This is a genomic window from Caballeronia ptereochthonis, from assembly GCF_001545075.1.
Classification (GTDB): domain Bacteria; phylum Pseudomonadota; class Gammaproteobacteria; order Burkholderiales; family Burkholderiaceae; genus Caballeronia; species Caballeronia ptereochthonis.
In genome coordinates this window covers 31,472-58,090 of the sequence record NZ_FCOB02000033.1, presented here as the reverse complement: position 1 = coordinate 58,090, position 26,619 = coordinate 31,472, and the positions used below count along the sequence as shown (strand labels likewise).

General features: G+C 65.5%; 22 protein-coding genes and 1 tRNA gene. 11 read left to right on the top strand and 12 right to left on the bottom strand.

Features of this window, described 5'->3' with window-relative positions; translation table 11 throughout:
* The first annotated feature begins 142 nt into the window (after positions 1 to 142).
* The 4 genes from edd to AWB83_RS28455 all read left to right on the top strand — a co-directional run bounded on the left by edd (position 143) and on the right by AWB83_RS28455 (position 4,976).
* Positions 143 to 2,086: a phosphogluconate dehydratase gene (gene edd / locus AWB83_RS28470; protein WP_087048965.1), complete on the top strand. Its 1,944-nt coding sequence runs from the start codon at positions 143 to 145 to the stop codon at positions 2,084 to 2,086.
* Positions 2,087 to 2,184: 98 nt separating this feature from the next.
* A complete protein-coding gene (gene eda / locus AWB83_RS28465) occupies positions 2,185 to 2,817 on the top strand; it encodes a bifunctional 4-hydroxy-2-oxoglutarate aldolase/2-dehydro-3-deoxy-phosphogluconate aldolase (RefSeq protein ID WP_087048964.1) in 633 nt (210 codons plus the stop codon).
* Between the two features lie 289 nt (positions 2,818 to 3,106).
* Entirely contained in the window at positions 3,107 to 4,471 is a 1,365-nt protein-coding gene (locus AWB83_RS28460; RefSeq protein WP_087048963.1) for a GntP family permease, read from the top strand.
* Positions 4,472 to 4,481: 10 nt separating this feature from the next.
* Positions 4,482 to 4,976: a gluconokinase gene (locus AWB83_RS28455; RefSeq protein ID WP_087048962.1), complete on the top strand. Its 495-nt coding sequence runs from the start codon at positions 4,482 to 4,484 to the stop codon at positions 4,974 to 4,976.
* 73 nt (positions 4,977 to 5,049) lie between these two features.
* Here AWB83_RS28455 and purB read toward each other — a convergent pair whose 3' ends face one another.
* From purB to AWB83_RS28440, 3 genes are all read right to left on the bottom strand, one after another.
* Entirely contained in the window at positions 5,050 to 6,438 is a 1,389-nt protein-coding gene (purB, locus tag AWB83_RS28450; RefSeq protein ID WP_087048961.1) for an adenylosuccinate lyase, read from the bottom strand.
* Between the two features lie 85 nt (positions 6,439 to 6,523).
* On the bottom strand, positions 6,524 to 7,225 hold the full coding sequence (gene murU, locus AWB83_RS28445) for an N-acetylmuramate alpha-1-phosphate uridylyltransferase MurU (protein ID WP_087048960.1): 702 nt from the start codon (positions 7,223 to 7,225) through the stop codon (positions 6,524 to 6,526).
* A 14-nt stretch (positions 7,226 to 7,239) separates the two neighbouring features.
* The gene (locus AWB83_RS28440; RefSeq protein WP_087048959.1) at positions 7,240 to 8,265 is read right to left on the bottom strand and encodes an aminoglycoside phosphotransferase family protein; all 1,026 of its coding nucleotides are present in this window, start codon (positions 8,263 to 8,265) and stop codon (positions 7,240 to 7,242) included.
* Between the two features lie 225 nt (positions 8,266 to 8,490).
* Here AWB83_RS28440 and AWB83_RS28435 point away from each other — a divergent pair, with 225 nt between their 5' ends.
* From AWB83_RS28435 to rsmA, 4 genes are all read left to right on the top strand, one after another.
* Positions 8,491 to 10,881: an LPS-assembly protein LptD gene (locus tag AWB83_RS28435; protein ID WP_087048958.1), complete on the top strand. Its 2,391-nt coding sequence runs from the start codon at positions 8,491 to 8,493 to the stop codon at positions 10,879 to 10,881.
* 141 nt (positions 10,882 to 11,022) lie between these two features.
* On the top strand, positions 11,023 to 12,366 hold the full coding sequence (locus tag AWB83_RS28430; protein ID WP_374729148.1) for a peptidylprolyl isomerase: 1,344 nt from the start codon (positions 11,023 to 11,025) through the stop codon (positions 12,364 to 12,366).
* 16 nt (positions 12,367 to 12,382) lie between these two features.
* A complete protein-coding gene (gene pdxA / locus AWB83_RS28425) occupies positions 12,383 to 13,366 on the top strand; it encodes a 4-hydroxythreonine-4-phosphate dehydrogenase PdxA (RefSeq protein ID WP_087048956.1) in 984 nt (327 codons plus the stop codon).
* 32 nt (positions 13,367 to 13,398) lie between these two features.
* Positions 13,399 to 14,214 carry a 16S rRNA (adenine(1518)-N(6)/adenine(1519)-N(6))-dimethyltransferase RsmA gene (gene rsmA / locus AWB83_RS28420; protein ID WP_087048955.1) on the top strand — a complete coding sequence of 272 codons (816 nt, stop codon included), beginning with the start codon at positions 13,399 to 13,401 and terminating at the stop codon, positions 14,212 to 14,214.
* On the opposite strand, the gene AWB83_RS28415 is transcribed toward rsmA, so the two are convergent.
* The gene (locus AWB83_RS28415; protein WP_087048991.1) at positions 14,196 to 14,450 is read right to left on the bottom strand and encodes a hypothetical protein; all 255 of its coding nucleotides are present in this window, start codon (positions 14,448 to 14,450) and stop codon (positions 14,196 to 14,198) included. The two genes, rsmA and AWB83_RS28415, sit on opposite strands and share 19 nt — an antisense overlap.
* A 169-nt stretch (positions 14,451 to 14,619) precedes the next feature.
* Here AWB83_RS28415 and AWB83_RS28410 point away from each other — a divergent pair, with 169 nt between their 5' ends.
* A complete protein-coding gene (locus tag AWB83_RS28410) occupies positions 14,620 to 15,876 on the top strand; it encodes a metallophosphoesterase family protein (RefSeq protein ID WP_087048954.1) in 1,257 nt (418 codons plus the stop codon).
* Positions 15,877 to 15,879: 3 nt separating this feature from the next.
* The gene (locus tag AWB83_RS28405) at positions 15,880 to 19,341 is read left to right on the top strand and encodes an ATP-binding protein (protein ID WP_087048953.1); all 3,462 of its coding nucleotides are present in this window, start codon (positions 15,880 to 15,882) and stop codon (positions 19,339 to 19,341) included.
* 6 nt (positions 19,342 to 19,347) lie between these two features.
* Here the strand turns inward: AWB83_RS28405 and AWB83_RS28400 are convergent, their stop codons facing one another.
* A complete protein-coding gene (locus AWB83_RS28400; RefSeq protein ID WP_244197919.1) occupies positions 19,348 to 20,169 on the bottom strand; it encodes an SIR2 family NAD-dependent protein deacylase in 822 nt (273 codons plus the stop codon).
* Complete coding sequence (locus tag AWB83_RS28395) at positions 20,166 to 21,236, bottom strand: helix-turn-helix transcriptional regulator (protein ID WP_087048952.1); 1,071 nt, start codon at positions 21,234 to 21,236, stop codon at positions 20,166 to 20,168. Before AWB83_RS28395 ends, AWB83_RS28400 begins: the two co-directional genes overlap by 4 nt.
* Positions 21,237 to 21,424: 188 nt before the next feature.
* Between AWB83_RS28395 and AWB83_RS28390 the strand changes: the two genes are divergently transcribed.
* Positions 21,425 to 22,018: a hypothetical protein gene (locus tag AWB83_RS28390; protein WP_143750120.1), complete on the top strand. Its 594-nt coding sequence runs from the start codon at positions 21,425 to 21,427 to the stop codon at positions 22,016 to 22,018.
* A gap of 80 nt (positions 22,019 to 22,098) precedes the next feature.
* Here AWB83_RS28390 and AWB83_RS28385 read toward each other — a convergent pair.
* From AWB83_RS28385 to tolR, 6 genes are all read right to left on the bottom strand, one after another.
* A tRNA-Lys gene (locus AWB83_RS28385) sits at positions 22,099 to 22,174 on the bottom strand.
* Between the two features lie 154 nt (positions 22,175 to 22,328).
* Positions 22,329 to 23,078 (bottom strand): tol-pal system protein YbgF, encoded by a 750-nt coding sequence (gene ybgF, locus AWB83_RS28380; RefSeq protein ID WP_087048950.1) that lies wholly within the window; start codon positions 23,076 to 23,078, stop codon positions 22,329 to 22,331.
* A gap of 27 nt (positions 23,079 to 23,105) precedes the next feature.
* Complete coding sequence (gene pal / locus AWB83_RS28375; protein WP_087048949.1) at positions 23,106 to 23,612, bottom strand: peptidoglycan-associated lipoprotein Pal; 507 nt, start codon at positions 23,610 to 23,612, stop codon at positions 23,106 to 23,108.
* Positions 23,613 to 23,666: 54 nt separating this feature from the next.
* Positions 23,667 to 24,959 carry a Tol-Pal system beta propeller repeat protein TolB gene (gene tolB, locus AWB83_RS28370; protein ID WP_087048948.1) on the bottom strand — a complete coding sequence of 431 codons (1,293 nt, stop codon included), beginning with the start codon at positions 24,957 to 24,959 and terminating at the stop codon, positions 23,667 to 23,669.
* A 108-nt stretch (positions 24,960 to 25,067) separates the two neighbouring features.
* Positions 25,068 to 26,174, bottom strand: coding sequence for a cell envelope integrity protein TolA (gene tolA, locus AWB83_RS28365; RefSeq protein WP_087048947.1), 1,107 nt, complete (start codon positions 26,172 to 26,174; stop codon positions 25,068 to 25,070).
* Positions 26,171 to 26,614, bottom strand: a complete 444-nt coding sequence (gene tolR, locus AWB83_RS28360; protein WP_087048946.1) for a protein TolR — start codon at positions 26,612 to 26,614, stop codon at positions 26,171 to 26,173. The genes tolA and tolR overlap by 4 nt, the downstream gene beginning before the upstream one ends.
* Positions 26,615 to 26,619 lie beyond the last annotated feature (5 nt).

Below are 26,619 nucleotides of genomic sequence, written 5' to 3'. Positions count from 1 at the left end.
AACCTCGTTGTCATCGTGTAGTTTTTCTACTAATATTCTGCGCATCGGCAGAAAGACACTACAACGACTCAACCGCCGTTCCTCGCGATTCAAAACCCAAACCTCGACGGCAGGCGCGCCGGGAGTGAGACAAGGAGCATCGATGGTTTCCCCGCATTCGCAACTCAAGAAAGTCACCGACCGCATCATCGAGCGCAGCAAGCCGACGCGTTCGGCCTATCTCGCGCGCATCGCCGCCGCTCAAGGCATGTTTCCCGCGCGCGGCGCGCTCTCCTGCGCGAATCTGGCGCACGGCTTCGCCGGACTGGAAGGCCAGGAAAAGTTCGCGATCAAGGCGGTGCGCGAGCCGAACATCGGCATCGTGTCGTCCTACAACGAAATGCTTTCCGCGCACGCGCCGTACAAGAGCTTTCCGGACATCATCAAGCAGGCGGCGCGCGAGCATGGCGGCATCGCGCAGTTCGCGGGCGGCGTGCCCGCCATGTGCGACGGCATCACGCAAGGCAATGCCGGCATGGAGCTGTCGCTCTTCTCGCGCGAAGTCATCGCGATGAGCACGGCCGTCGCGCTCACGCACAACATGTTTGACGCGGCGCTGTGCCTGGGCGTGTGCGACAAGATCGTGCCGGGGCTCGCCATCGGCGCGCTGCAATTTGGCCATCTGCCGACCATCTTCGTGCCCGCCGGCCCGATGACGAGCGGCCTCACCAACGACGAGAAGGCGAAAGTGCGCCAGGAATTCGCGACCGGCAAGTGTGATCGCGGCGCGCTGCTCGAAGCGGAGGCGGCCGCGTACCACGCCCACGGCACGTGCACGTTCTACGGCACGGCCAACAGCAACCAGATGCTGATGGAAATAATGGGCCTGCATCTGCCGAGCTCGGCGTTCGTGCATCCGCACACGCCGCTGCGCGATGCGCTCACGGCCGAGGCCGCGCGCCGCGTGCTGGACCTGACGCACGAGCGCGGCAACTACACGCCGATCGGTCATGTCGTCGATGAAAAGGCGGTCGTGAACGGTATCGTCGCGCTGCTCGCGACGGGCGGCTCGACCAACCACACGCTGCATCTCGTGGCGATCGCGCGGGCGGCGGGCATCGTGATCGACTGGAACGATTTCGACGAACTGTCGCAAGCCGTGCCGCTGCTCGCGAAGATCTACCCGAACGGCAAGGCCGACGTGAATCACTTCCACGCGGCGGGCGGCGTCGCGTTCCTCGTGCGCAATCTGCTCGAAGGCGGGCTGCTGCATGAGGACGTGCAGACCGTCGCCGGCCGTGGGCTGTCGCATTACACGAAGGAGCCGAAGCTCATCGACGGCAAGCTGCAATGGGTCGACGGCGCGCAGGAAAGCCATGACACCAAGGTGCTGCGCGGCATCGGCGAGCCGTTCCAGCCGGACGGCGGCCTGCGCCTGATGCAGGGCAAGCTCGGGCGCGGCGTCATCAAGATTTCAGCGGTCGCGCCGGAGCATCGCGTGGTGAAGGCGCCGGCCATCGTCTTCAATTCACAGGAAGAGGTGCAGGAAGCCTTCGACAAGGGCGAGTTGAAGCGCGATTTCGTCGCCGTCGTGCGCTTCCAGGGCGCGCGGGCGAACGGCATGCCGGAACTGCATCGATTGACGCCGCTGCTCGGCGTGTTGCAGGATCAGGGCTTCCATGTCGCGCTCGTCACGGACGGGCGCATGTCGGGTGCGTCGGGCAAGGTGCCGGCCGTGATTCACGTGTCGCCCGAAGCGCTGCTGCAAGGGCCGCTCGGCAAGGTGCGCACCGGCGACATGCTCGTGATCGATGCGCCCGCGGGCGTGCTCGACATCGAGATCGACGCCAAGGAATGGGATGCGCGCGAAGTGGAGGCGCCGCTGTACCAGGCGGAGAACGAAGTCGGCTTCGGGCGCGAGCTGTTCGGCGTGTTCCGCAGTGCGGCGCTGCCGGCGGAAGAGGGCGCGTCGGTGTTCGGTGCGCTGATCGGCGCGACTGCCGCGCAGGCGAACGGCGGCGCGGCCTCGCAGGAGCGGCATGCGCTTCGCGATAACGCTCGCGCCGCGGCATCGGCGCTGAACAAGGCGCACGCCACGCATCACTGAATGTCGAGACGAGCGGCGAACCGCTCGAACCTGAGAGAAACCCGCGGACAGACCCGTAAATTCAAAGGGCGCCGCACAAAAACCAGGAGTCGCATCAAATGAAAACGGTAAGCGAAATCGTGCGTCTGGGACCGGTGATCCCTGTGCTGGCCTTCGATTCGGTCGAGCAGGGAGAACACGTCTCGCGCGCGCTGCATGCGGGCGGCGTGAAGGTGCTGGAGATCACGCTGCGCACGGCGGCGGGCATCGGCGCGATCGAGCGTGCGAGCCAGCTGGCGGACGATATCGTCGTCGGCGTGGGCACGATCACGAAACCCGAGCATTGCGCGCAGGCGAAGAAGGCGGGCGCGCAGTTCGGCGTGTCGCCCGGCCTCACGAAAGACATGCACAAGGCGGCCCAGGACGCCGGATTGCCGCTTCTGCCGGGCGTGATGACGCCGAGCGACATCATCGCCGCGATGGAGCTGGGCTACGAGATCGTCAAGTTCTTCCCGGCGCAGCAGGCGGGCGGCATTCCGATGCTGCAAGCGTTCTACGGACCGTTCCCGAACCTGAAATTCTGCCCGACGGGCGGGATCACGGCCGAAACCGCGTCGAGCTTCCTCGCGCAGCCGAACGTGGTGTGCGTCGGCGGTTCGTGGCTCACGCCGAAAGCCGCGCTCGCCGCGCAGAACTGGGAAGAAGTCACCCGTCTCGCGCGCGCCGCGAGCGAGCTGGCGCCGCACCAGTAAAAGTCGTATTCGAAAGGCGCGCAACCGGGTCATGCCGCTTGCGCGCGTCAATCGCCTGCCGGGAAGATTGGTTATCCTTAGCGTTTTCCCGCAGAACATCCGGCATCGCGCATAGGGAAAGACACTAAAAGAGCAGCGTCTCCCCGGCCAAATCCCCCGCTAACAAGTAAAATTCCGTTGCCCAGCGCCCTGTGCGCGCTTGCCGGACATTGCCCGATGTGTGCAGTGCAGCGACGGCAAACGCATGCATAGCGCAAAAAACAACCTCAACAATATCCAAGGAGGCGCCATGCCAGCCGTCCACGGGAGCATGCTGTTGCTCTACGCGGTGATCGCGATCGCGGTTCTGATCCTGATGATCGCGCGCTACAAGGTCTATCCGTTCCTCGTCCTCATGATCGTGTCCGTGCTGCTCGCGCTTGCGGTCGGCATGCCGATGGACAAAATCGTCAAGTCGTTCGAAACCGGCAACGGCAACACCCTCGGCCACATTGCCGTGGTCGTGGGTCTCGGCACGATGCTCGGCAAGATGATGGCCGAATCGGGCGGCGCGGAGCGCATCGCCAATACGCTGATCAATCTGTTCGGCGAGAAGAACATCCACTGGGCGATGATGGTCGTCGCGATCATCGTCGGCTTGCCGGTGTTCTTCGAAGTCGGCTTCGTGCTGCTGATTCCGATCGCGTTCAACGTCGCCAAGCGCACCGGCAAGTCGCTGCTGCTGATCGGTCTGCCGATGGTCGCGGGCCTCTCGGTCGTGCACGGCCTGATTCCGCCGCACCCGGCAGCGCTCCTCGCCGTGCAGGCGTATCACGCGGATATCGGCAGGACGATCGCCTATGGCCTGATCGTCGGCGTGCCGTGCGCGATCGTCGCCGGTCCGTTGTTCGCGCTGCTGATCCACAAATACATCAAGCTGCCGGACACCAACGCGCTCTCCGACCAGTTCACCGAAAAGCACGGCGACACCCAGAAAACGCGCGCTCTGCCGAGCTTCGGCATCACGCTGTTCACCATCCTGCTGCCGGTCATTCTGATGCTGGTCGGAAGCTGGGCGGATCTGGTCTTCACGCCGAAGACGCTGCCCAACGATCTGTTGCGCTTCGTCGGCCAGTCGGATATGGCGCTTCTGATCGCCGTGCTGGTCAGCTTCTGGACCTTCGGCGCGAAGCAGGGCTTCAACCGCGAGCAAATCCAGAAGTTCTGCGGCGAGTGCCTGATGCCGATCGCGGGCATCACGCTGATCGTCGGCGCGGGCGGCGGCTTCGGCCAGGTTCTGCGCGACAGCGGCATTTCGCAGCAGATCGTCGCGACCGCATCGTCCGCGAATCTGTCGCCGCTTCTGCTCGGCTGGTTCGTCGCCGCGCTGATTCGCCTGGCCACCGGCTCGGCCACCGTCGCGATGACGACCGCGTGCGGCATCGTCGCGCCGATCGCCGCCGCTGCGGGCGGCCACACGAGCCCGGAATTGCTGGTGCTCGCCACCGGCTCCGGCTCGCTGATCTTCTCGCATGTGAACGATGGCGGCTTCTGGCTGATCAAAGAGTATTTCGGGATGACGGTCGGACAGACGTTCAAGACCTGGTCGTTGCTCGAAACCATCATTTCCCTGATGGGACTCGGTTTGACCTTCGCGCTTGCGGCGGTCGTGTAAGGAGACTTCGATGATTCTGATCGCGATGGGCGTGTCGGGCGCCGGCAAGACCCGCATCGGCGAGATGCTGGCGGAACGCCTGCATTGCTCGTTCACCGACGGCGACGCGTTTCACAGCGCCGCGAACAAGGAGAAGATGCACAAGGGCATCCCTCTGACGGACGAGGACCGCTGGCCGTGGCTCAAGACGATTCGCGCCGCGATCGAGGAGCGGCAGCGCGCGGGCGAGCAGGCGGTGTTCACCTGCTCGTCGCTCAAGCGCTCCTATCGCGACGTGCTGCGCGGCGGCGACAAGGACGTGTGCTTCGTCTATCTGGAGGGCACGTTCGAAGTCCTGCACGAGCGTCTCGCGACGCGTAGCGGCCATTTCTTCGATCCGTCGCTGCTGCAGAGCCAGCTCGACACGCTCGAGCCGCCGGGTGCGGACGAGGCGATCACCGTGAGCATCGAGCATACGCCCGAGGAAATCGTCGAAATCGTGATCGAGAAACTGAAGACGCGCTGAATTCGCGAGCTTCAGTAAAACAAAGGCCCACGTCTTGCGACGTGGGCCTTTGTCATTGCGGCGACACGGAGCGTCAGGCGATGCGCTTCGCGAGCTCCACGGCCTTGCCGATGTACGAGGCCGGCGTCATCTCCAGCAGCAGCTTCTTCGCGTCGGCGGGAATCGCCAGGCCGCCGATGAACGTCTGCAGCGCCTCGCGCGTGATGCCCTTGCCCCGCGTCAGCTCTTTCAATTGCTCGTACGGATTCTCGATGCCGTAACGGCGCATCACCGTCTGCACCGGCTCGGCGAGCACTTCCCAGCAGTTGTCGAGGTCTTCGTTCAGGCGCGCCGCGTTGACTTCGAGCTTGTCGAGGCCGCGGATGAGCGCGTCGTAGGCGAGCAGCGAATAGCCGAACGCCACGCCGATGTTGCGCAGCACGGTCGAATCGGTCAGGTCGCGCTGCCAGCGCGAGACGGGCAGCTTGTCGGCGAGATGGCGCAGCGTCGCGTTCGCGAGGCCCAGGTTGCCTTCGGAGTTCTCGAAGTCGATCGGGTTGACCTTGTGCGGCATCGTCGACGAGCCGATTTCGCCCGCCTTCGTCCTCTGCTTGAAGTAGCCGAGCGAGATGTAGCCCCACACGTCGCGGTCGAGGTCGAGCAGGATCGTGTTGGCGCGCGCGACGGCGTCGAACAGTTCGGCCATGTAGTCGTGCGGCTCGATCTGGATCGTGTACGGGTTGAACGTGAGCTTCAGGCGATTCTCGACGACGTCCTTCGAGAACGCTTCCCAGTCGAACTCCGGATACGCCGACAGATGCGCGTTGTAGTTGCCCACCGCGCCGTTCATCTTGCCGAGCAGCGGCACGTGGGCGATGCGCTCGATCGCGCGCGACAGGCGCGCCGCGACGTTGGCGATTTCCTTGCCGAGCGTGGTCGGGCTGGCGGGCTGGCCGTGCGTGCGCGAGAGCATCGGCTGTTCGGCGTGCGCGTGCGCGAGCTTGACGAGCCGCTCGTGCACCGAGCGCAGCGCGGGCAGGATCACGTGCGCGCGGGCGCCGGCGAGCATCAGGCCGTGCGACGTGTTGTTGATATCCTCAGACGTGCAGGCGAAGTGGATGAACTCGCTCGCGCGCTCCAGTTCGGTCTGGCCCTTCACCGATTCCTTGAGCCAGTATTCGACGGCCTTCACGTCGTGGTTCGTGACGCGCTCGATCTCCTTGATGCGCGCCGCGTCATGCGCGGTGAAGCGCTCGGCGAGGCTCAGCAGGAACTGCTCGGATGCTTCGGAGAAGCGCGGCACTTCGGCGAAGCCCGCGCGCGACAGCGCGATCAGCCAGTGAATCTCGACCGTCACGCGATGGCGCATGAACGCGGCTTCGGAGAGCCAGTCGCGCAGGGCTTCGGTCTTGGCGGCGTAGCGGCCGTCGAGCGGCGAGAGCGCGGTGAGCGCAAAGAGGGTATCGGGACGGGTATCGGACATGATGGCGGTATCGGCTGCGGCTTGCGGCTGGAAAAGGCGGGAGAACCGCGCATTTTACCATCGGATGCGTCCCAATCCCGGGCGCTCAGGCCGTGCGCAGTTCTTCGTCGAGGGCCTGAAGCTGCGCAGGCGTGCCGACGTTTTCCCAGCGGCCCTCGTAGAGTTCGCCGCTCGCGCGCCCGGCCGCGATGGTCTCGCGGTAGTAGGGCGTGAGCGCGCGGCGCGTGCCGGGGGCGAGATTGCGGAACATGCGCGTGTCGTAGAGGCCGATGTTGCCGAAGGTGAACCGCGGCGCGCCGTCGAGTGCGAGCGCGCCGTTCTCGAGCGCGAAATCGCCTCTGGGATGAAACGGCGGATTCGGCACCATCACGAGATGCATGCCGGGCAGATCACGCGAGGCGAGCGCGGCGGCGCGCTCGCGCAACGCGGCGTAGTCGAAATCGCAGAAGACGTCGCCGCTCACCGCGATGAACACGCCATCCCCGATCAGATGCAGCGCCTGCGCAATGCCGCCCGCGGTTTCCAGCGCCTCGGTTTCGGGCGAGTAGCGCAGGGCGACGCCCCAGCGCGCGCCGTCGCCGAGCGCGGCTTCGATCTGCTCGCCGAGCCACGCGTGATTGATGACGATCGTCGCGACGCCCGCCGCCGCGAGGCGCTCGATCTGCCAGACGATGAGCGGCTTTCCGCCCACTTCGAGCAACGGTTTCGGGCACGTATCGGTGAGCGGGCGCATGCGTTCGCCGCGACCGGCGGCGAAGATCATCGCCGTCTTGATTGAGTGAGTCATGCGGTACCGGACGATCAGAACGTGTAGCCGACTTCGACCGCCCGGCCTTCCAGCGAATCGAGCAGGCGCGCGAACGGCCACAGCGGCGCGTAGCGCTCCGCGACCTTGCGCGCATAGCCGATGAAGCGCGGCAGATCGGCCAGATAGCGCGGCTTGCCGTCGCGATAGTGGATGCGCGCGAACAGCCCGAGCACCTTGATGTGCCGCTGCAGGCCCATCCATTCGAGCTGGCGGTAGAACTCGCCGAAATCCGCATCGACGGGTAGTCCCGCTTTCCTGGCACGCTCCCAGTAGTACGCGATGCAGTCGAGCTGAAATTCTTCTTCCCAGCTGATGAACGCGTCGCGCATCAGCGACGCCATGTCGTAGGTGATCGGGCCGTACACCGCGTCCTGAAAGTCGAGCACGCCGGGATTCGGCTCGCATACCATCAGATTGCGCGGCATGTAATCGCGCAGCATGAAGGTCTGCGGCTGCGCGAGCGCGCTCCGGACGAGCAGCGTGAAGGTCTCGTCGAGGGTCTTGCGCTCCTCGGCGGTGACGTCGCGGCCCAGATGGCGGCCGATGAACCACTCGGGCAGCAGTTCCATCTCGCGGCGCAGGAACGCCTCGTCGAACGGCGGCAGGACGCCTTCGCGCGCGGTTTGCTGGAAGCGGATCAAGGAGTCGACGGCTGCGCGCATCAGCGGCCGCGCGTTTTTCTCGTCGAGCACGGAAATGTAAGTGGTCGTGCCGAGATCGGTCACGAGCATGAAACCGGCGTCGAAATCGGTTTCCAGAATCTTCGGCACGTGCACGTTCGCCGCCTCCAGCAGCCCGGCGACCTGCACGAATTCGCGGCATTTTTCCGGCGGCGGCGCATCGACGGCGATGAGCGTTCTACCGAACTCCGAATCGCCCTCCAGCCGGAAATAGCGGCGAAAGCTTGCGTCGGCGGAGGCGGGGGCGAGACTGGCGACGTCCAGGCGGTAGCGCCCGGCGAAGGTTTGAAGCCACGTGCGGAGCTGATCCAGGCGGGCGTCGGAAGGAATGTGCGTCATAAATTCGAGGGGCGAAACATCTTGCCATATAATACCCCACGACTTTTTTAAGCGATCCGTTTCACGCCTGGCGCCAGGCCCCGACGACTGTGAGCGTTACCGTTCGATCGAGTGTCGTCCCTGCTTAGCAACGGACCGTCAAGTTCGACTGCGGCAAGGGCGCGGCCGCCTGCCCGGCGGCATCGAGCGCGTGGGATGCGAACGGGATCGAACCGCCACCCATACATGCCGCCACGACAGTTTCCAGTATCGAAAATCCAAGGCGACGCTCAGCCACGCAGGCGGCGGCTCGTCGTCGCGCTCCTATCCGTTCCGGGCCTGATGCCCGCTCTCGCGCATGCGCAGCTCGTCGGTGCCGCGTCCAGCGTCGCGCCGCTCGACGGCCCCGAAAGCCTTCGTTTCGCGCCCCAGCTCGAGGAGCGCCCGTTGCAGGGCGGCCAGCAGCCCTCGACGTTCCTGCTGAGCGACAAGGCCACCGGCACGTCCGATGAGGACATGGCGGCCAAGGGCTCGGCCGAGGTGCGGCGCACGGTGACGGTCATCAAGGCCGACGCGCTGCACTACGATCAGGACACGGACATGGCCGATGCTTTCGGCAATGTCAGGCTGATCAACAACGGCGTATCGTTCATCGGTCCGGAAGCGCACCTGAAAGTGGAGGCGAACGAAGGGTTCATGACGAACCCGAAGTACCACTTCAACCTGACGGGCGGCTCGGGCAGCGCCGAACGTGTCGACATGATCGACAACGAGCGCGCGCGCGTCGATCACGGCACGTACACGGCCTGTCAGTGCGAGACCGATCCGGCGTGGTACATCAAGGGCTCGTCGTTCGATTTCGATACGGGCGCCGAGGAAGGCGTCGCGCACAACGGCGTGCTGTTCTTCCAGGGCGTGCCGGTGTTCGGGAGTCCGTGGCTGTCGTTTCCGCTGACGGGCGACCGCCGCAGCGGCCTCCTGCCGCCGACGTTCTCGCTCAGCTCGACGACCGGCTTCGAAGCGACGATCCCGTACTACTTCAATATCGCGCCGAACCGCGATCTGACGGTCACGCCGCGCATCATGACGCGGCGCGGCGTGCTCGGGGAAGCGACGTACCGCTACCTGTCGCCGACGTATTCGGGCTCGTTCACCGGCGACTTCCTGCCGAACGACCGCGAGACGCACACGAACCGCTATGCGATCTTCTGGCAGCATCGCCAGAACTTCGGCAACGGCTTCGGCGGTTACGTCAATTACAACAAGGTTTCGGACGATCAGTATCCGGAAGACCTGGGCAACGCGTCGAACCAGTTCCTGAACGGCACGCAGCTCCTGTATCAGCAGGAGGCCGGGCTCACGTACAACAACGGCCCGTGGTCGGTGCTCGCCCGCGAGCAGCGCTGGCAGACGCTGCAGCCGTCGGTTCCGCCGTACGCGCGCGAGCCGCAGGTGAACGTTCAGTACAACAAGTACAACGTCGGCGGCTTCGACTACGGCGCGGAACTGGACGCCACGCGCTTCACGATCACCACCGAAGGCGCGACCGACGGCAACCGGCTGTACTTCAATCCCTACCTCAGCTACGGGATCAATGCGCCGGGCTATTTCGTCACGCCGAAGGTGCAATGGCACTTCGCGTCGTACGACCTGAGCCACATCGCCACCAGTCAGGTCGCGGGTTCGTCGCCGCCCGTGACGGGGCAGCCCAAGAACTTCACCGAGTCGATTCCGACCATCAGCTTCGACACGGGGCTCGTGTTCGACCGCTCGGTGCGGCTCTTCGGCCAGGACTACATCCAGACGCTGGAGCCGCGGCTCTACTACGTCTACACGCCGTACCACAATCAGGACTTCGCGCCGATCTTCGATACCGCCGAAGCCGACTTCGGCCTCGCCGAGATCTACACGCCGAACACCTTCGTCGGCAACGACCGGATCGCCGACGCGAACCGCCTGACCGCCGGCCTCACGACGCGCTTCATCAACCCGGCGACGGGCGACGAGCGTGCGCGTTTCGTCATCGCGCAACAGTATTATTTCCAGAGCCAGCGCGTCACCATCTCGCCGGACCAGCCGATCAGCCAGGCGAAGCACTCGGATCTGATCGCGGGCGCGGCGATCAAGCTGGGCGCTGGTTTCGCCTCGGAAACGGCGTTCCAATATAATGTGGACAATAACCAGCTCGTGCGCTCGAGCGTCGGTTTCGCGTTCAGCCCCGCCGAACGCAAGGTGATCAACGTCGGCTACCGGTACACGCGCTCGAACCAGACCACTCTGGTGAACGAGCCGATCAACCAGATTCTGGTGTCCGGCGAATGGCCGCTCACGAACCGCCTCTACGCCGTCGGCCGCGTCAATTATGATCTCGCGAGCCATCGTCTCGTCGACGGGCTCGTGGGCTTCCAGTACGATGCGGACTGCTGGGCGTTCGGCTTCGGCATGCAGCGTTACGCCAACGGCGTGAATACCAGCGGCCAGCCTTCGTCGGGCACGCGCGTGCTCGCGCAGCTGACCTTCAAGGGCTTGTCGAACGTCGACAACGGCCTCGTCAGCGCGTTCCGCGCGAGTGTCCAGGGGTATCAGTCGCCGCCGCCGCCGGCGCCGCCGCTCGCCCGCTTCAGCGATTACGAGTGAAGCCGGAACGGACGTTCCGGCGCGGCATCGAAGAACACGTAGTGAACGGCGGCGCTGATCGCCGCGCTCAGGTAGCACACACACGCAGCACACGAACGGGTGAAGCTGGTATTTGATGGAGTATCTGTGGCAAACGTGAAATTGTTTCGATCGACGGCAATCGCAGCGGGCGCGCTCGCTGCCGTGTTGATACTGAATACGCCCGCCGGCGCGCAGGCGTTGTCGAGCCGCAATGCGCAGGTCGCCGATTCCGTCGTCGCCGTGGTGAACGATGGTGTCATCACCCAGCGCGAACTGGAGGACCGCACGGCGCTGATCGTCAAGCGCCTTCAGCAGCAGAAGGCGCCGGTGCCGCCCGCGGACCAGATGCAGCGGCAGGTGCTCGATCAGATGGTGCTCGAGCGCATCCAGCTCCAGAAGGCGAAGGATGACGGCATCAACATCGACGACGCCACCGTGAACCGCACGCTCGCACGTCTCGCGCAGCAGAACCAGATGACGCTCGACGTCTACCGCTCGCGCATCGAGGCGCAGGGCGTACCCTGGTCCACCTTCATGCGCGACGCCCGCACCGAACTCACGCTCTCGAAGCTGCGCGAGAAGGAAGTCGACAGCAAGATCACCGTGTCGGACGGCGAGGTGGCGAACTACATCGCCAGCCAGCGCGGGCCGGGCGCGCGCAATACGAGCGATCTGCGTCTGCAGCACATCATGTTCAAGGTCGCGCAGGACGCGCCCCAGTCCGAGGTGGCGGCGGTGCAGGGCAAGGCCGACGCCGTGCTCAAGCAGGCGCTGAACGGCGACGACTTCACGAAGCTCGCGAAAGACAACTCCCAGGATACCGACGCAGGCAAGGGCGGCGATCTGGGCTTTCGCACGCCGGGCTCGCTGCCGTCGGGCATCGTGACCGCGGTCTCGACGCTGCGTCCGGGCCAGGTCGCGCCTACTTTGCTGCGCACGAGCGGCGGCTTCGAGATCGTCAAGCTCGTGGATCGCCGCGCGAGCCAGGGTACGCCGGCCGACGCGCCCAAGCTCGTGCAGACGCACGTGCGCCACATTCTGCTGCGCGTCTCGGACGGCATGTCGGAGCAGGCCGCGCGCCAGAAGCTGCTCGACATCAAGCAGCAAGTGCTCGCGGGCGGCGACTTCGCCAATTTCGCGCGCACCTATTCGCAGGACGGCTCGGCGTCGCAGGGCGGCGATCTCGGCTGGATCAGCCCGGGCGAAACCGTGCCCGAGTTCGAGCGCGCGATGAACAATCTTCAGGACGGCGCCGTCAGCGATCCGGTGCGAAGCGAGTACGGCTATCACCTGATTCAGGTGCTGGGCCGCCGCGACGCGGAAGGGTCGGCTACGCAGCAGCTCGACATCGCGCGTCAGGCGATCGGTCAGCGCAAGGCCGAGCAGGCCTATTCCGACTGGCTGCGCGAACTGCGCGACACCGCGTACGTGCAGTACAAGGGCATCGCTGCCCAGTCGCAGTAAGCTCCGCCGCACGCTCATGAACACCGCCGACGCCCGACCGCTCGCCATCGCCATCACGACTGGCGAGCCGGCCGGCGTCGGTCCGGAACTGACGGCGGCGGCGCTCCGGCACGCGCGCGAGCGCTGGCCGTCCGCGCACTTCACCGTGCTCGGCGACCGTTCCCTGCTCGAAGCGCGCGCCGGCGCGGGCTGGCCTGAGGTGGGCGGTTCCATCGAGATCGAACATCACGCGCTGGCCGTTCCCGCCGTGCCGGGCAAGCTCGATGCCGCCAACGGGCGCTACGTGCTCGGCCTGCTCGATGCCGCCATCGACGGCGCCGTTTCCGGCCGCTTCGACGCCATCGTCACCGCGCCGCTGCAGAAGAGCACGATCAACGACGCCGGCGTGCCTTTCACCGGCCACACCGAATATCTCGCGGAGCGCACGAACACGCCGCGCGTCGTCATGATGCTCGCGGGTTCGAGCGAGAAGCCGTTGCGCGTCGCGCTCGCGACCACGCATCTGCCGCTCAAGGACGTTTCCGCCGCGCTCACCGTCGACGGCCTCGTCGAAACGCTCACCATCATCGATCACGATCTACGCGCGCATTTCGGCCTGTCCGGGCCGCGCATTCTCGTGACCGGGCTCAATCCGCACGCGGGCGAAAACGGCTATCTGGGCCGCGAGGAAATCGACGTCATCACACCGGCGCTCGAACGCGCCCGCGCGCTCGGCATCGACGCGCCGGGTCCGTATCCTGCCGATACGCTCTTCCAGCCGCGCTATCTGAAAGACGCCGACTGCGTGCTCGCGATGTTCCACGATCAGGGCCTGCCGGTGCTGAAATACGCGACTTTCGGCGAGGGCATCAACGTGACGCTCGGCTTGCCGATCATCCGCACGTCGGTCGATCACGGCACGGCGCTCGATCTCGCGGGCACCGGCCGTGCCGACCCGGGCAGCATGATCGCCGCGATCGACGCTGCCGTCACGATGGCGCGCCACAAGCGCGCGGCGTGAATCGCCGCCGCGACCGCTTCATTCAAACGAGTATGCCGACCAAACATCAAGGCCATTTCGCGCGCAAGCGCTTCGGGCAGAATTTTCTCGTCGATCAGGGCGTGATCGATTCGATCGTCGATGCGATCGCGCCGAAGCGCGGCGAGCGCATGGTCGAGATCGGGCCGGGGCTCGCGGCGCTCACCGAGCCGCTGATCGGGCGCGTGGCCACGCCCGAATCGCCGCTGCATGCGGTCGAACTGGACCGCGACCTGATCGGGCGGCTGGAAAAGCGCTTCGGCGAACTGCTCGTCGTGCATTCCGCCGATGCGCTCGACTTCGATTTCGGCGCGCTCGCGCTCGAAGGAGACAAGCCGACCCTGCGCATCGTCGGCAATCTGCCGTACAACATTTCGAGCCCGCTGCTCTTTCACCTGACGACGTTCGCGCCCAAGGTGATCGACCAGCACTTCATGCTGCAGGACGAAGTGGTCGAGCGCATGATCGCCGAGCCCGCGAGCAAGGACTACGGTCGTTTGTCGGTGATGCTGCAATACCGCTACGTGATGGACAAGCTGATCGACGTGCCGCCCGAGTCGTTCCAGCCGCCGCCGAAGGTGAACTCCGCGATCGTGCGCATGATTCCGTTCGCACCGCACGAGCTGCCGGAAGTCGACGAAACCGTGCTGTCGGACGTCGTGAAGGCCGCGTTCGCGCAGCGTCGCAAGGTGCTGCGCAACAATCTGAGCGCGTACCGCGACAGGATCGATTTCGATGCGCTCGGCTTCGATCTGGCGCGCCGCGCGGAGGAAGTGCCGGTCGCGGAATTCGTCGCACTCGCGCAGGCGGTTCAGCGCTCGCAAGGCTGAGCGCAGCCGACTTCCGCGAGCAATTTCATCAACCGTTCCAGTCTCGCGCGCTGCTCGCGCTGCAGGCCGCGCGTCGCACTCACCTGGCGCACGCGCGTGCGCCAGTAGGTCTGGCCGAACATCGAATTCGCCCCTTCCGCCGACAGGACACGCTCCAGATGCCTGATCGCGGCATCGACGTTTCTCGCGGTATAAGGGCTCGTGATCGTGGCGTCTCGCTCGAGTGTTTCGTTCATCGTCGTCCTCGTGTCGCGTTGAATCCGGATGACCGATTCTGCGAGCGGCGCGGGACATATCGCGTCCCGAATGCGCATCGTCGATTGAGACACGATGTGCCCGGGTCGGCTGCTATGATCGTCGTCCCCGTCGATGCGGGGCAGCAGGACACCTCAACGGAGACAGCGCATGCGCTTCATTCACGCGGCGGACATCCATCTGGACAGCCCCTTGCACGGCCTTGCCGCCTACGCGGACGCGCCCGCCGACATGCTGCGCAACGCCTCGCGCGAAGCGTTCTCGAGGCTCGTTTCCGTCGCGGAGGACGAGCAGGTCGATTTCATGGTGATCGCGGGCGATCTCTACGACGGCACCTGGCGCGACCACAACACGGGCATCTTCTTCTGCCGCGAAATGGGACGCCTGCGCCGCGCGGGCATTCCGGTCTACGTGCTGTTCGGCAACCACGACGCCGAAAGCGAAATGACGAGCCAGCTGCAGTTGCCGGACAACGTCCACACGTTCTCGGCGAGAAAGCCGCAGACCTTTCGCATCGACGGGCTCAAGGTCGCGTTGCATGGCCACAGCTTCAAGGAGAAGGCCGTCACGACGAATCTCGTCACCGCGTATCCGCCGCCGGTCGCGGGCTATTTCAACATCGGCGTGCTGCATACCGCGCTCGAAGGCGGCTCGATGCACGCGAGCTACGCGCCTTGCTCCGTCGCGGAGCTGCACGCGAAGGAATACCAGTACTGGGCGCTCGGCCATGTGCACGACTACGCGATCTGGCAGGAAGCGTCGACCATCGTGTTTCCGGGCAATCTGCAAGGGCGCAACATCCGCGAGACGGGCAGGCGCGGCGCGGTGATCGTGACGGTGTCCGACACGGAAGCGGTGAGCGTCGAGCGCCTTTTCATCGACGTGTTGCGCTGGGAATCCGTAACGGTGGACGCATCGCAGGCGAGCACGCTCGATGACGTCGCGCTTGCCGTCGGGCGCGCGCTCGAAGCGCTCGTCGACGCGGCGGCGTCGCCCGTGCCGCACGCCGTGCGCGTGACGATCACCGGCGCGACGCAGGCGCACGGCGAGCTGTTCGGGCTGGAAGCGCAACTGCGCGCGGAAGTGCTCGCGCAGATCGCGGCCATCAGCCACGACCGGCTCTGGCTCGAAAAAGTGAGGATCGCGACGGAGCCGCTCGCGCACAGCGAGCCCGCATCCGGCCGCACGGACGCACTCGCCGATCTGCATGGCCTTTTGATCGAAGCCGAGTCCGACCCGGAGTTTCTGAGCATGCTGAAGGAAAGACTGATCGCGCTGGCGACGCAGGCGCCGAGCGAGTTGCAGAAGTCGGTGCCCGAGCTCGAGCACGTGCGCAACGGGGAACTCGCGAAACTGGTGAGCGAAGTGCGCTCCGGTCTGATCGCGCAACTGGCGGACGCGGAGTAAGCAATGCGCATCGGCAAGCTGGAACTCATCCGGTACGGCAAATTCACCGATCACGCGGTCGAGTTTCCCGCGGCGGAGCATGACTTTCACTTCGTCGTCGGTCCGAACGAGGCCGGCAAGTCGACCATCAGGAACGCGATCTCCGAACTGCTCTTCGGCATGCCGCATAGCTCGCCGCTCGCGTTCGTGCATCCGCAGAGCGACTTGCGGCTCGGCGCATCGATCGAAAAAGACAGCGAGACGCTCGCGTTCCATCGCACGAAGAGCCGCAAGTCGTCGTTGTCCGCGCCGAATGGCGACGCGCTTCCCGCCGACGCGCTCGCACCGTTTCTCGGCGCGGCCGACAAGAGCTTCTTCGAGCAGATGTACTGCCTCGATCACACCGCGCTGATTCGCGGCGGCCAGAGCATTCTGGATGCATCGAGCGATGTCGGGCAGGTGCTGTTTCAGTCGGCGGCGGGCATCGCGAGCCTCGGCGACGTGCGCCAGCGTCTCGCGGACGAAGCCGATCGGCTGTGGTCGAAGCGCAAATCGGGCGATCGCGCGTACTACATCGGTCTCAGGCAGTACGACGACGCCACCGCCGAACTGAAGACGGCGAGCGTGAGGACGGCGCAGTGGCGTCGCGCGCACGGCGCCGTGGAAGAAGCCGAGGAGCGGAGCCGCGAGCAGGACCTGCGCCGCGCGGAGCTGGAAGCGCGGCGCGGCAAGCTCGAACGCGTGAGGCGCGTGGCGCCATATCTGAACGTGTGGCGCGAGAAGGCGGCCGAATTGCGCGAACTGGGCGATGTCGTCGATCTGCCCGCGAACGCCGAAGCGACGCTGCAAAGCGCGCTGACGCGGCTTGCGTCCGCTCAACGCGCGCTCGACCTGCATGCGGAGAAGGCAGAGCGCTTGCAGTCGGACGCGAGCGCGGTCCGGATCGATCATGCGGTGCTGGCGGCGCAGGCGCGCATTCGTGCGCTCGAAGCCGCGCGGCAGCGGTGCGCGAACCACGCGAGCGATATCGCGCGGCTCGAACAGGAAGTCGCCGTGCGCCTGCGGCAGGTCGCGCAGGACGGCGCGCAACTCGGCTGGCCGCAGGACGAGGCGGGCGCGCGCCGCGCGCTGCCGGGGGCGCTCGCGCTCCAGACCGTCACGAGCCTGATGCTCGAACGTGGCGAACTGGAGCTCGCGGCCCGCAATGCGGAGCAGGCGGCCGACGAATGCGTCGCGCAGGTCGATGCGCTGAAGGCAAGGCTCGCGGCGATCGCCGTCGGCGACGTTCCGCCGGGTCTGCGCACGGCGTTGCGTGCAGCGCAGAAGTATCGCGATACGAGTGTGGAGCAGCGGCGCCTCGAAGACGCGAAGCGTGATGCGGAACAGGCGCTCGAAGCGGGATTGGCATCGCTCGGGCAATGGACCCGGCCGGTCGCCGAATTGAAGGCGATGACGCTTCCCGCAGCCGAGCGCATCGCCGCGCTGCGCGCCGAACGGCAGGAACTGTCGTCGCGGGTGACGCTCGCGGCCGATCGGGCGAGAGAAGCCAAAGACGATCTGCGCACGGCGCAAACCGAACTCGACGATTTGGTTCAAACGCACGATGTCGTGACGGGCGATCAGGTGCGCGATGCACGCGCCGCGCGAGACGCCGCATGGAGCGCGATCAGGACCGGCGACGTCGCGCTGGCTGACGGCGCTTCCGGTTTCGAAACCGCCATGCACGCGGCCGACGGGCTGGCCGATCGTCAGCTCGGCTCGGTCGGTCGGGCGACGCAGCTCGCGGCACTCAAACGGCGCGTCGCGAACGAGGAGTCGGCCGTCGCGCGGCGCGACGAGCGCGTGCGCGAAGCCGAAGCGGCGTTGACCGAATTCGACGAAGCCTGGCGCTCGCTCGCCGCGCAGTCGCGGATCGAAGGCATGCCGCTCGACGACGCGCCGTCGTGGATCGCGTCGCGCGAGAAGGTGCTGGCAGCGGCGCAATCGCTCGACGCGCGTACCGGCGAACTCGCGCGCGAATCCGCCGAGGCCGCCGCGCGGCGCGACGAACTCGCGCGGCATCTCGCGGAAGCAGGCGCCGCGATCGGCGCGCAAGCCAGCTTCGACACGCTGTGCGACCGTGCCGAAGCGCACATCGCCGCCATCGACGAGGCGACGGTCACGCGACGCACGATGGGCGCGCAGCTCGACGAAGCGCAAGCCGAACGCATCGCGCGGCAGGGCGCGGCGAAGGCTGCGCGCGAGGCCTTCGAACGCTGGCAAGGCGATTGGTCGTCGGCGATTGCGAAGGCGGGCCTTGCGTCAGCCGCGGATTCGCAGGCGGCGGCCGAAGCGGCGATCGGCATCGCGAAGAAGATCGGCGAGCAACTGGCTCAGGTCGAGGCCATTCGCACCGGCCAGATCGATGTGATGCGCGCGGCGCTCGCCGCGCTCGAAGCCGACGCGTCGCAACTCGCGCGCGAACTCGATGAACCGCTCGCCGCGCTCGGCGCGCAGCGAATCGCGACGGAGCTGTCGGCACGGCTCGATCGCGCGAGCGCCGCGCATGCCGAACTGGAGCGCCTGAAAGAAGAGCACGCGTTGGCGACCGAACAGGTGAGCCGCGCGAAGGCCGAGGTCGAGGAAGCGAAAGCGGCACTGCGGCCGCTCTATGAGCTGGCGGGCGTCGACACGCCGGACGTGCTCGCGGTGCTGATCGGTCAATCGCAGAAGAAACGCGCGCTGCTTGCCGCCGTGGACGATGCGCGCGCCGCACTCATCAAGGGCGGCGACGGCCTGACGCTCGACGAACTCGTCGAGGAAGTGGAGGGCGCGGACATGCCGATCGTCGAGGCCGAGCTTTCGCGGATCGGCGCGGCGCTGACGGATTCGGTGAAAACGGCGAGCGAGATCGCGACCGGGCTCGATGCCGCGCGCCGCGAGCTCGCGGCCATTTCCGGCGAAGCCAACGCCGCGCGCGCCGAAGCGAAGCGCCAGGAAGCGCTTGCCGCGATGGCCGATGCCGCCGAGCGCTTCGTGAAGGTCGAGACGGCCTCGACGCTGCTCAAGTGGGCGATCGACCGCTACCGCGAGCGCCGGCAGGGGCCGATGCTGTCGCGCGCGAGCACGATCTTCGCGGAACTCACGCTCGGCAACTTCTCGCGCCTCGTCGTCGATTACGACCGTCAGCCGATGGCGCTCTCGGCGATCCGCGCGAGCGGCGAGCACGTGGAGATCGCCGGGATGAGCGAAGGCACGCGCGATCAGCTGTATCTCGCGCTGCGGCTCGCGGCGCTGGAGGAGCACGGCGAGAAGGCTTCGTCGCTGCCGTTCGTGGCCGACGATCTCTTCATCAACTTCGACGACGGCCGCGCGCGCGCCGGCCTGCGCGTGCTCGCGCACATCGCGAAGCGCACGCAGGTGATCTTTCTGAGCCACCACGATCACCTGGTCGATATCGTGCGCGAAGTGTTCGGGCCGCAGGTCAACGTGCGCTATATGGGCTGACGCGCTTCAGGCATGCAGCACGGCATCGAGGCGCAGCAGCGATTCCCGCGCGCCGCCCGCGATGCCGACCCCGACGCTCGGCGCAATGGCATGCTCGCGCGGATTGATGCGCACGACGCGCGGCCCGTTGCGCTCGCTGAAGCGCCTCACGGTGGGCAGCGCACGCCCCGCGCCGAGCTCGACGACCACCAGATTTTCGACGCCATGCAGCCACGCGGCGAGCCTTCGCTCCTGCTGCGCGGAGCGCGTGTCGATCCAGTTCCAGTCGCCGAACATGAGGATGTTCGGACGCGCGAGCGCATGGCAGTGCGGGCAGCGCGGCGGCGCGTTGACGAGCTCGCATCGCTTCGCGTCGACGATCGGAGTGAAGCCGTCCGCGGACCAGATGTCGTTCGTGCAGGCGTCGATGCATTGCAGCGCGTCGATCGCGCCGTGACATTCGGCGACGCGCTCGGGCGCGAAGCCGGCGCGCTGGAACTGTCCGTCGACATTGCTCGTGAAGACGAACGCGCCATGCCGCATGCGCGCCGCCCAGCGCCTCAGCACGTGAAAGCCCTCGTGCGGTTCGGTCGCGCGATACAGTGCGAGCCGATGCCCGTAAAAACCCCACGCGAGCTTCGGATGACGCACGAAGCCTTCCGGGTTGGCCATCTCCTCGAACGAAAATCCGTGCTGCCGCAGCGCCGGATAGGCGCGCCAGAAGCCTTCCGGGCCGCGAAAATCCGGCAATCCGGAGTCGACGCCCATGCCCGCGCCCGCGGTGATCAGCAGGGCGTCGGCATCGCGGAGCCATTCGGCTGCCTGCGCGAGAGTCGCTTCGTCGCTCATTGCGGGTTCCCTTCGCGATAGCGATTCGCGAGCTTTCGATAGTCCTCGGCGAATTCGTCGCGCAAGGCTTGCGGCGCGAGAATTTCGACGCCCGCGCCCAGTGCGCGCAGCCACCAGCGCAACTTTAGACTCGGCGTCACGGTGCCGGAGACCTTCATGCGGCCGTCGGGAAGCGCGTCGATCTGCTGATCCTTCGACATCGGCGACTCGCGCAGCTGATTGCCCGCGTTGCCATCGAAGGCGAGTTCGAGGCGCACCGGCGGCTCGGGCAGGAAGTCGAACACCTGCTGTGTCTCGATGTATTTGCGCAGCTTGAAGTCCTCCGGGTACGTGAAGGACGCGCCCGACTCCGTCACCGAGCGGACGCGATCGAGCCGGTAGAGCGTGCGCATCCATTCCTTTTCGCCTTTTTCGGGGCGCGGCGCGCGGTTGGGGTCCTGCGCGACCATGTACATCACGCCGGCCGATTCGACGAGCGCGAGCGGCCAGAGGGTTTTCGTCTTCGGATCGTCGCCCTGTTCGCCCTTGTAGGCGGGGCGGTATTGCACGAGCAGTTCGCGCTCGAAGAACGTCGCGGTCGCGACGGCCTGGAAGATCTCGGGGCGCAGCTTCGGGCGAATCAGCGTGAAGGCACCATCGACGGAATCGATCTTGTCCGCCCATGCGCGATAGATGCGGCTGTCGGCCTTCTCCTGCGACAGCCGCGACTCGGCCGCCTTGAAGAGCGGATCGATGTCGCGCGTCACGGCGTTCGGCAGCTTGTTGCCCGCGAAGCGCTGAAGGATGTGGAAGGCGACCGCTTCCGATGCGCTCATCAGTCCGACGCCTTCCTGCAAGCCGTGCAGCCAGGGCTTGCGCTGCCAGAGAAGCTCGCGGCCGTTGATCATCGAGACGACGCGCGCGTCGGCTTCGAGCGCCGTGAGGTGACGCTGCACTTTCTTCGTGTAGCCCACGCGATGACCACGCTCTTCGAGACGCTGGCGGATCTCGGGCGTGGAGAGCCAGGCGGTCGCGTCCCTTTCGGTGGGCAGCACGCGGAGGATGGCTTCGTCGAGGCTGGAGGTCATGGGAGCCGGGTGAGGAGAGTGTCGGTTTCGATTATAGGGAGGATCGGGACAGATTGTGTCTTGATTCGGCGGCAGGAGAAGCCGGGGTTTCAGATTGTTCTGGTGACGTTGTCCGACAGAAGCGGAAAGAATAGCCGCGCCCGATCGGTGAGGCGTCGGGGTATGTCGAGGAGCGAGGAGCGAAAACCATGAGCAAACGAGAACAGGCCAACGAGGAATTCCTGGAAAAACTCAGGAGCCGGACATCGCGCGCGATTCAGCGATATTTTTTCTCGCACGGGGTGTGCGTGAGCCGCCCGGACGTCCGCAAGGCGATGCGGCTGCCGGAGCATGAGCAGCTTTTTGTGGCGCTTGCGCCGTCGTTCGCGCAAATCAACGAGGCGATCGGTTTGCTGACCGATATCGGATCGTTGTCGCTGCCATCGAAGGAAAAGACGATGCGCGCCGTCTACGAGATCGAAGCGCGACTCCAAGAGCGGGAGGGCGCCGTCGAAGGAATGGAAACGGCGCTTGCGAGAATCGGCGTGGCCTTGCGTTCGGCGCCACGCAAGCCGAAGCTGTGGCCCTATGCCTTCTGGGGGACGATCCTGGTGTTCATGGCGTATGTCGCCTGGCCTTGGGCATTGGCCGGCGCAATCGTGTACATCGCGGCGCTGGGCAAGCATCTGAACTACAGGAAACGCAAGGCCGAGGCGGATCGTTCGTTTAACGAAGCGAATGAGATGTTCGAGGCCGTCGCCGAGCTGGAACTGACGCCGCGCCTGAAGTTGCTGGAGCAGTGACCGAGGGATCGGGGGCGTGTGGCGCGTGCGCGAAAAGAAAAAGCCCAGTCGCAATGACTGGGCTTTTTGCTTGAATCTTTTGGTAGGCCGTACTGGATTCGAACCAGTGACCAACGGATTAAAAGTCCGCTGCTCTACCAGCTGAGCTAACGACCCGAAAGAGGCAAAATTATAATTGGCAGCATCCGATTTTGTCAACGGATGAGCCGGAAATTCAATCCGAAGCGCCAGAAAAACGCCCGCGGCATCACGGCCCGCGGGCATTCCCCTCGAGAGGCGCGAAGCTCAAAAGAAGCGTCGGAAGCTTCGCTTACTTCACCTGTGACAGCTTGCTCTGCGCGGTCTGCGCGACTTCCGTACCGGAGTACTGCGAGATGATCTGCTGAAGCGTCTGCTTCGCAGCAGCTTTCTGACCTTGCTCGATCTGGTTGTTCGCGATCGCGAGCAACGCTTCGGGCGCTCGCGGATGCGTCGGGTAGCTCTTCACCAGGTTCTGCCAGATCGCAGTCGATCCCTTGTAGTCGCGCTGAGCGTACAGCGCATTGCCGAGCCAGTACTGCGCCGTCGGCTGATACGGGCTCTGCGGGTACTTCGCCACGAACGCCTTGAAGGACGCCGCGGCGTTCTTGTAGTCACCGTTGCGGAATTGAGTCGACGCTGCGTTGAACGCTTCCGTCTCGCCGGGCTGCACCGAACCGGTCATGCCGTCGACCGTCTCTTGTTGCGGCTCGAACTTCTTCAAGCGCGCGTCGAGATCGGCGTAATAGTCCTTCTGCTGCTTCTGCAGCGTCGTGACCTGGTTGGTCAGATCCTCGTTCTGGCCGCGAAGCGTGGCGACCTGCTGGTTGAGCTGGTCGAGACGGTTCGACTGATCGAGGATCGTGCGTTGCGCGGCCTGCAACTGATTGGACAGGCTATCAGTCTTCGTGCGCAGGTCGAGCACGGCTTTGCGCGCTTCGTTGTCGTCGAAGACGCCGGCGTGCGCGGGCACGCCCGACATCACCGAGCCCACCACGCACGCGGCTGCGGCCACGCGCAGCAAGGGAAAGCGATACAACATAGGGCGACTCACCCGTGACTGGTTACGTTACTGTTGATAGACGAGATCCGCGCGGCGGTTCTGCGCCCACGACGATTCGTCGTGACCCGTCGCCATCGGCTTTTCCTTGCCGAGGCTCACGGCTTCCATCTGCGTATCGGCGACGCCCATCAGCGACATCGCGCGACGCACGGCTTCCGCACGCTTCTGGCCGAGCGCCAGGTTGTACTCGCTCGTGCCGCGCTCGTCGGTGTTGCCCTGGATCAGGACGTGACGCTCCGGATGGGTCTTCAGGTACGACGAGTGTTGTTGCAGCAGCGGCTGATAGTCGTCCTTCACGGCATAGCTGTCGAAGTCGAAATAGATGCTGCGCTTCGCGAGCGGGCTGTTCGGGTCGTTGAGCGGGTCGATGTTGACCTGCTTCACGTCCGTCGGGTTCGGCTGCGTGCCGACCGCGCCCTTGTTCGCGCCTTCATCGAGCTTCACGCCCGAGTGACACGCCGCCAATGCGCCGACCATCGCAACTGCCAGGCCGATACGAAGTTTCGACATCATGGTACCTCTCCTTGTGTTGTAGCTGAACGTTGTTTGTGAACGTTATTGCTGGACTTATTGCATGAACGGACCCCAGGACGGCTCGCGCACCACACCGCCCTGTACTGACAAGACTTGCCGCGTGCGACCATCGGTCGAAACGGCTGCCAACACGCCACGTCCGTTCACTTGGGTGGCGTAGAGGATGTACTGACCATTCGCCGCGAAGCTCGGCGATTCGTCATGCGTCGTGTCGGTCAGCCCCGTTGCCGTGCCGGACGAGAGGTCCTGCAGGTACAGCTTGAAGCCGCCGCCAGTGCGCGAAATGTACGCGAGTTGCTTGCCGTCCGGGCTCACGCGCGGGCTCGTGTTGTACGAGCCCGTGAACGTGACCCGCTGGGCCGCGCCGGCGCTTTCACCCGCCGCCGGCATCTTGTAGATCTGCGGTTGGCCGCCGCGATCGCTCGTGAAATAAATCCAGTTGCCATCGGGAGAGTAGAACGGCTCGGTGTCGATGGAACTGCCTTGCGTCAGACGGCGCAGGCCGGAGCCGTCTGCGTTGACCTCGAAGATTTGCGTGTTGCCGGTGCGCGAGAGCGCGACCGCGATCTTGCGGCCGTCAGGCGACCACGCCGGGGCACTGTTGTTGCCCTTCTGATTCGACACGACCACGCGACGTCCCGTCGGCAGATCGTGAATATAGACCACCGGCTTCTTGCGCTCGAACGACACGTACGCGACCTTCGTGCCGTCCGGCGACCACGCCGGCGAGATGATCGGCTCGGGGCTGGAGAGGGCGATCTTCGCGTCCTGCCCGTCCGAATCCGAAATCTGCAATTGATAGCGGCCGCCCGTCTGAATGACGTAGGACAGACGCGTCGCAAACACGCCGCGACCGCCGAGCAGCTTCGCATAGATGTAGTCAGCGATCTTGTGCGCGCTCATGCGCAGGCCGCTTTCGGCGCTCACGAGCGACAGGCCGCCGAGATTCTGCTGCTTGACCGTGTCATACAGACGGAAGCGCACTTCGTACTGGCCGTTCGGCAGCTTGTTCACGCTGCCGGACACGAATGCATCCGCGCCCTTTGCCTTCCAGGCGCCGAGGTCGACCGAATCCGTCTCCGAAACGGGCGTGCCGCCCGCGTCGATATTCGTGAACTTGCCGCTGCGTTGCAGATCCTGGCGAATGATCGCGCTGACTTGCTGCGGCGAACTCGCTTCATTGGCGAAATTGGCCGTCGCGATCGGGAACTGGGTCGAACCGACGCCGGTCACGAGTACGTTCAACTGGGCGTGTGCGGCGGTGCCGGCTGCAATCAGGCAGGACGCGACCAGCGTTCTCAGGCCAAGCTTCGTCATCAAACTCATGCTGTATAGGTTCCAGATAAAAGCGTTTTCAAGTGTCCGCGGACTGCAGAACAGACCCGCGGTCGCACAATTCGTTCCCACTGCGCATTCGGGCGCGCTTTCGCGCGATCAGCCTCCCGCCGGACGCAGCGTGATCGTGAAGTGATCCGGCGCCTTGCCGTCGACGTCGACGGGCATCGGATCCGAGCGCTGCACCGCGCGCAAGGCCGCCTGATCCCACTGCTCGTTGCCGCTCGAGCGGGTGATATTCGCCGACAGCAGCGTGCCCGACGGCGAGCAGCGGACCGACACGACGGTCTCCAGCCCGGCGGTTTCGCCCGCCCACACGATATTCGGCCGCACGCGTCGCTGCACCTTCTCGGCATATCCCGGCGATGTGGCATTGCCGCCCGCGCCCTTGCCGGTGCCGCTCTTGGCGAGACCCTCGCCGCTCGACCCCGTACCGCCGCCCAACTGACCTTGCAGTTGCGCGAGACGCGTCTTGCGCTCGGCATCGAGCCTGGCCTTGGCTTCCGCATCGGCCTTGGCTTTCGCCTGCGCCGCCGCCTTCGCCTTGGCGTCGGCTTCAGCCTTGGCCTTGGCCTGCGCGTCGGCCTTCGCCTTGGCTTCCTGCTGCTCCTTCTGTTGTTCCTTCAACTGCTCCTGCTTTTGCGCTTCGGCTTGCTGTTGCTGACGTTGCTTGTCCTGCTGCGCCTTCAGTTGCTGCTGCTTCTGCAGTTCGGCCTGACGCTGCTGCTCGATCTGCTTCTGCTTTTCCTGCATCGCCTTCTGCTGGGCGGCCTGCGCGGCCAACTGCTGCTGGCGCTTCGCCTCCGCTTCCTGCTGAGCCTGCTCCTGCTGGCGGCGCTGCTCGGCCAGTTGCGCCTCGCGCGCGGCGGCTTCCTGCTGCTTGCGCTTCTTTTCCTGCAACGCGATGTCCGCGTCCTCGTCCTTCGCGGGCGGCGGCGCGGGCTGCACCTTCACCGGCGCGGGCGGCGGCGGAGCGGGGCGAGGCGTCGGCGTGGACATGTCCGGAACTTCGGTCCAGATTTCCGCCTCGGCGCCCGCGGGCGTGTTGTTCTGCCAGTTGATGCCGTGGTACAGCAGCCAAATGAGCAGCACATGCATCAGCGCGGCGAGCGCGAACGCCTTGCCCGTCCCGCGCTCGCGCGGCGGGCGGATGGGTCGCGCGGACGCGCCGCGCGCGTGGCCGTGCTTGTTCTGCGAACCGATCATTGCGATTTGACGAGCAATCCGACGCGCTTCACGCCGCGCGCCTTCATATCGGACATCACGTTCATGACGACCTCGTACTTCACCGTCTTGTCGGCGGCGATCACGACGGGCTGATCCGGATGCGACTCCTGCCGGTTCAGCACGAAGCTGTTGAGGTCGTCCTTGGTCATTTTCTGCTCTTGCGTCGCGCCGCCGTCTTCCTTGTAGCGCACGTTCATGCTGCCGTCCGCCTTGATGTTGATGACGAGCGGCGGCTGCTGCTCCTGCGGCTGCGCGTTGCCGACGGTCGGCAGGTTGATGATCGAAGGCGAAACGAGCGGCGCCGTCACCATGAAGATGACGAGCAGCACGAGCATCACGTCGATGTACGGCACGACGTTGATGTCGGCCATCGCGCGGCGTGAGCTGCCGCGCATGCTGGAACGAATCGGGCCTGCCATCGCGG

Bases quoted from the DNA above. Each gene is read 5' to 3' on its own strand.
- tolR (WP_087048946.1), bottom strand. From the start codon at position 26,614: ATGGCAGGCCCGATTCGTTCCAGCATGCGCGGCAGCTCACGCCGCGCG.
- AWB83_RS28440 (WP_087048959.1), bottom strand. From the start codon at position 8,265: ATGACGCACATTCCTTCCGACGCCCGCCTGGATCAGCTCCGCACGTGG.
- AWB83_RS28395 (WP_087048952.1), bottom strand. From the start codon at position 21,236: ATGACCTCCAGCCTCGACGAAGCCATCCTCCGCGTGCTGCCCACCGAA.
- AWB83_RS28460 (WP_087048963.1), top strand. From the start codon at position 3,107: ATGCCAGCCGTCCACGGGAGCATGCTGTTGCTCTACGCGGTGATCGCG.
- ybgF (WP_087048950.1), bottom strand. From the start codon at position 23,078: ATGTTGTATCGCTTTCCCTTGCTGCGCGTGGCCGCAGCCGCGTGCGTG.
- AWB83_RS28435 (WP_087048958.1), top strand. From the start codon at position 8,491: ATGCCGCCACGACAGTTTCCAGTATCGAAAATCCAAGGCGACGCTCAG.
- AWB83_RS28410 (WP_087048954.1), top strand. From the start codon at position 14,620: ATGCGCTTCATTCACGCGGCGGACATCCATCTGGACAGCCCCTTGCAC.
- tolB (WP_087048948.1), bottom strand. From the start codon at position 24,959: ATGAGTTTGATGACGAAGCTTGGCCTGAGAACGCTGGTCGCGTCCTGC.
- AWB83_RS28455 (WP_087048962.1), top strand. From the start codon at position 4,482: ATGATTCTGATCGCGATGGGCGTGTCGGGCGCCGGCAAGACCCGCATC.
- eda (WP_087048964.1), top strand. From the start codon at position 2,185: ATGAAAACGGTAAGCGAAATCGTGCGTCTGGGACCGGTGATCCCTGTG.
- AWB83_RS28390 (WP_143750120.1), top strand. From the start codon at position 21,425: ATGAGCAAACGAGAACAGGCCAACGAGGAATTCCTGGAAAAACTCAGG.
- AWB83_RS28415 (WP_087048991.1), bottom strand. From the start codon at position 14,450: ATGAACGAAACACTCGAGCGAGACGCCACGATCACGAGCCCTTATACC.
- pal (WP_087048949.1), bottom strand. From the start codon at position 23,612: ATGATGTCGAAACTTCGTATCGGCCTGGCAGTTGCGATGGTCGGCGCA.
- rsmA (WP_087048955.1), top strand. From the start codon at position 13,399: ATGCCGACCAAACATCAAGGCCATTTCGCGCGCAAGCGCTTCGGGCAG.
- tolA (WP_087048947.1), bottom strand. From the start codon at position 26,174: ATGATCGGTTCGCAGAACAAGCACGGCCACGCGCGCGGCGCGTCCGCG.
- AWB83_RS28405 (WP_087048953.1), top strand. From the start codon at position 15,880: ATGCGCATCGGCAAGCTGGAACTCATCCGGTACGGCAAATTCACCGAT.
- AWB83_RS28400 (WP_244197919.1), bottom strand. From the start codon at position 20,169: ATGAGCGACGAAGCGACTCTCGCGCAGGCAGCCGAATGGCTCCGCGAT.
- murU (WP_087048960.1), bottom strand. From the start codon at position 7,225: ATGACTCACTCAATCAAGACGGCGATGATCTTCGCCGCCGGTCGCGGC.
- edd (WP_087048965.1), top strand. From the start codon at position 143: ATGGTTTCCCCGCATTCGCAACTCAAGAAAGTCACCGACCGCATCATC.
- purB (WP_087048961.1), bottom strand. From the start codon at position 6,438: ATGTCCGATACCCGTCCCGATACCCTCTTTGCGCTCACCGCGCTCTCG.
- pdxA (WP_087048956.1), top strand. From the start codon at position 12,383: ATGAACACCGCCGACGCCCGACCGCTCGCCATCGCCATCACGACTGGC.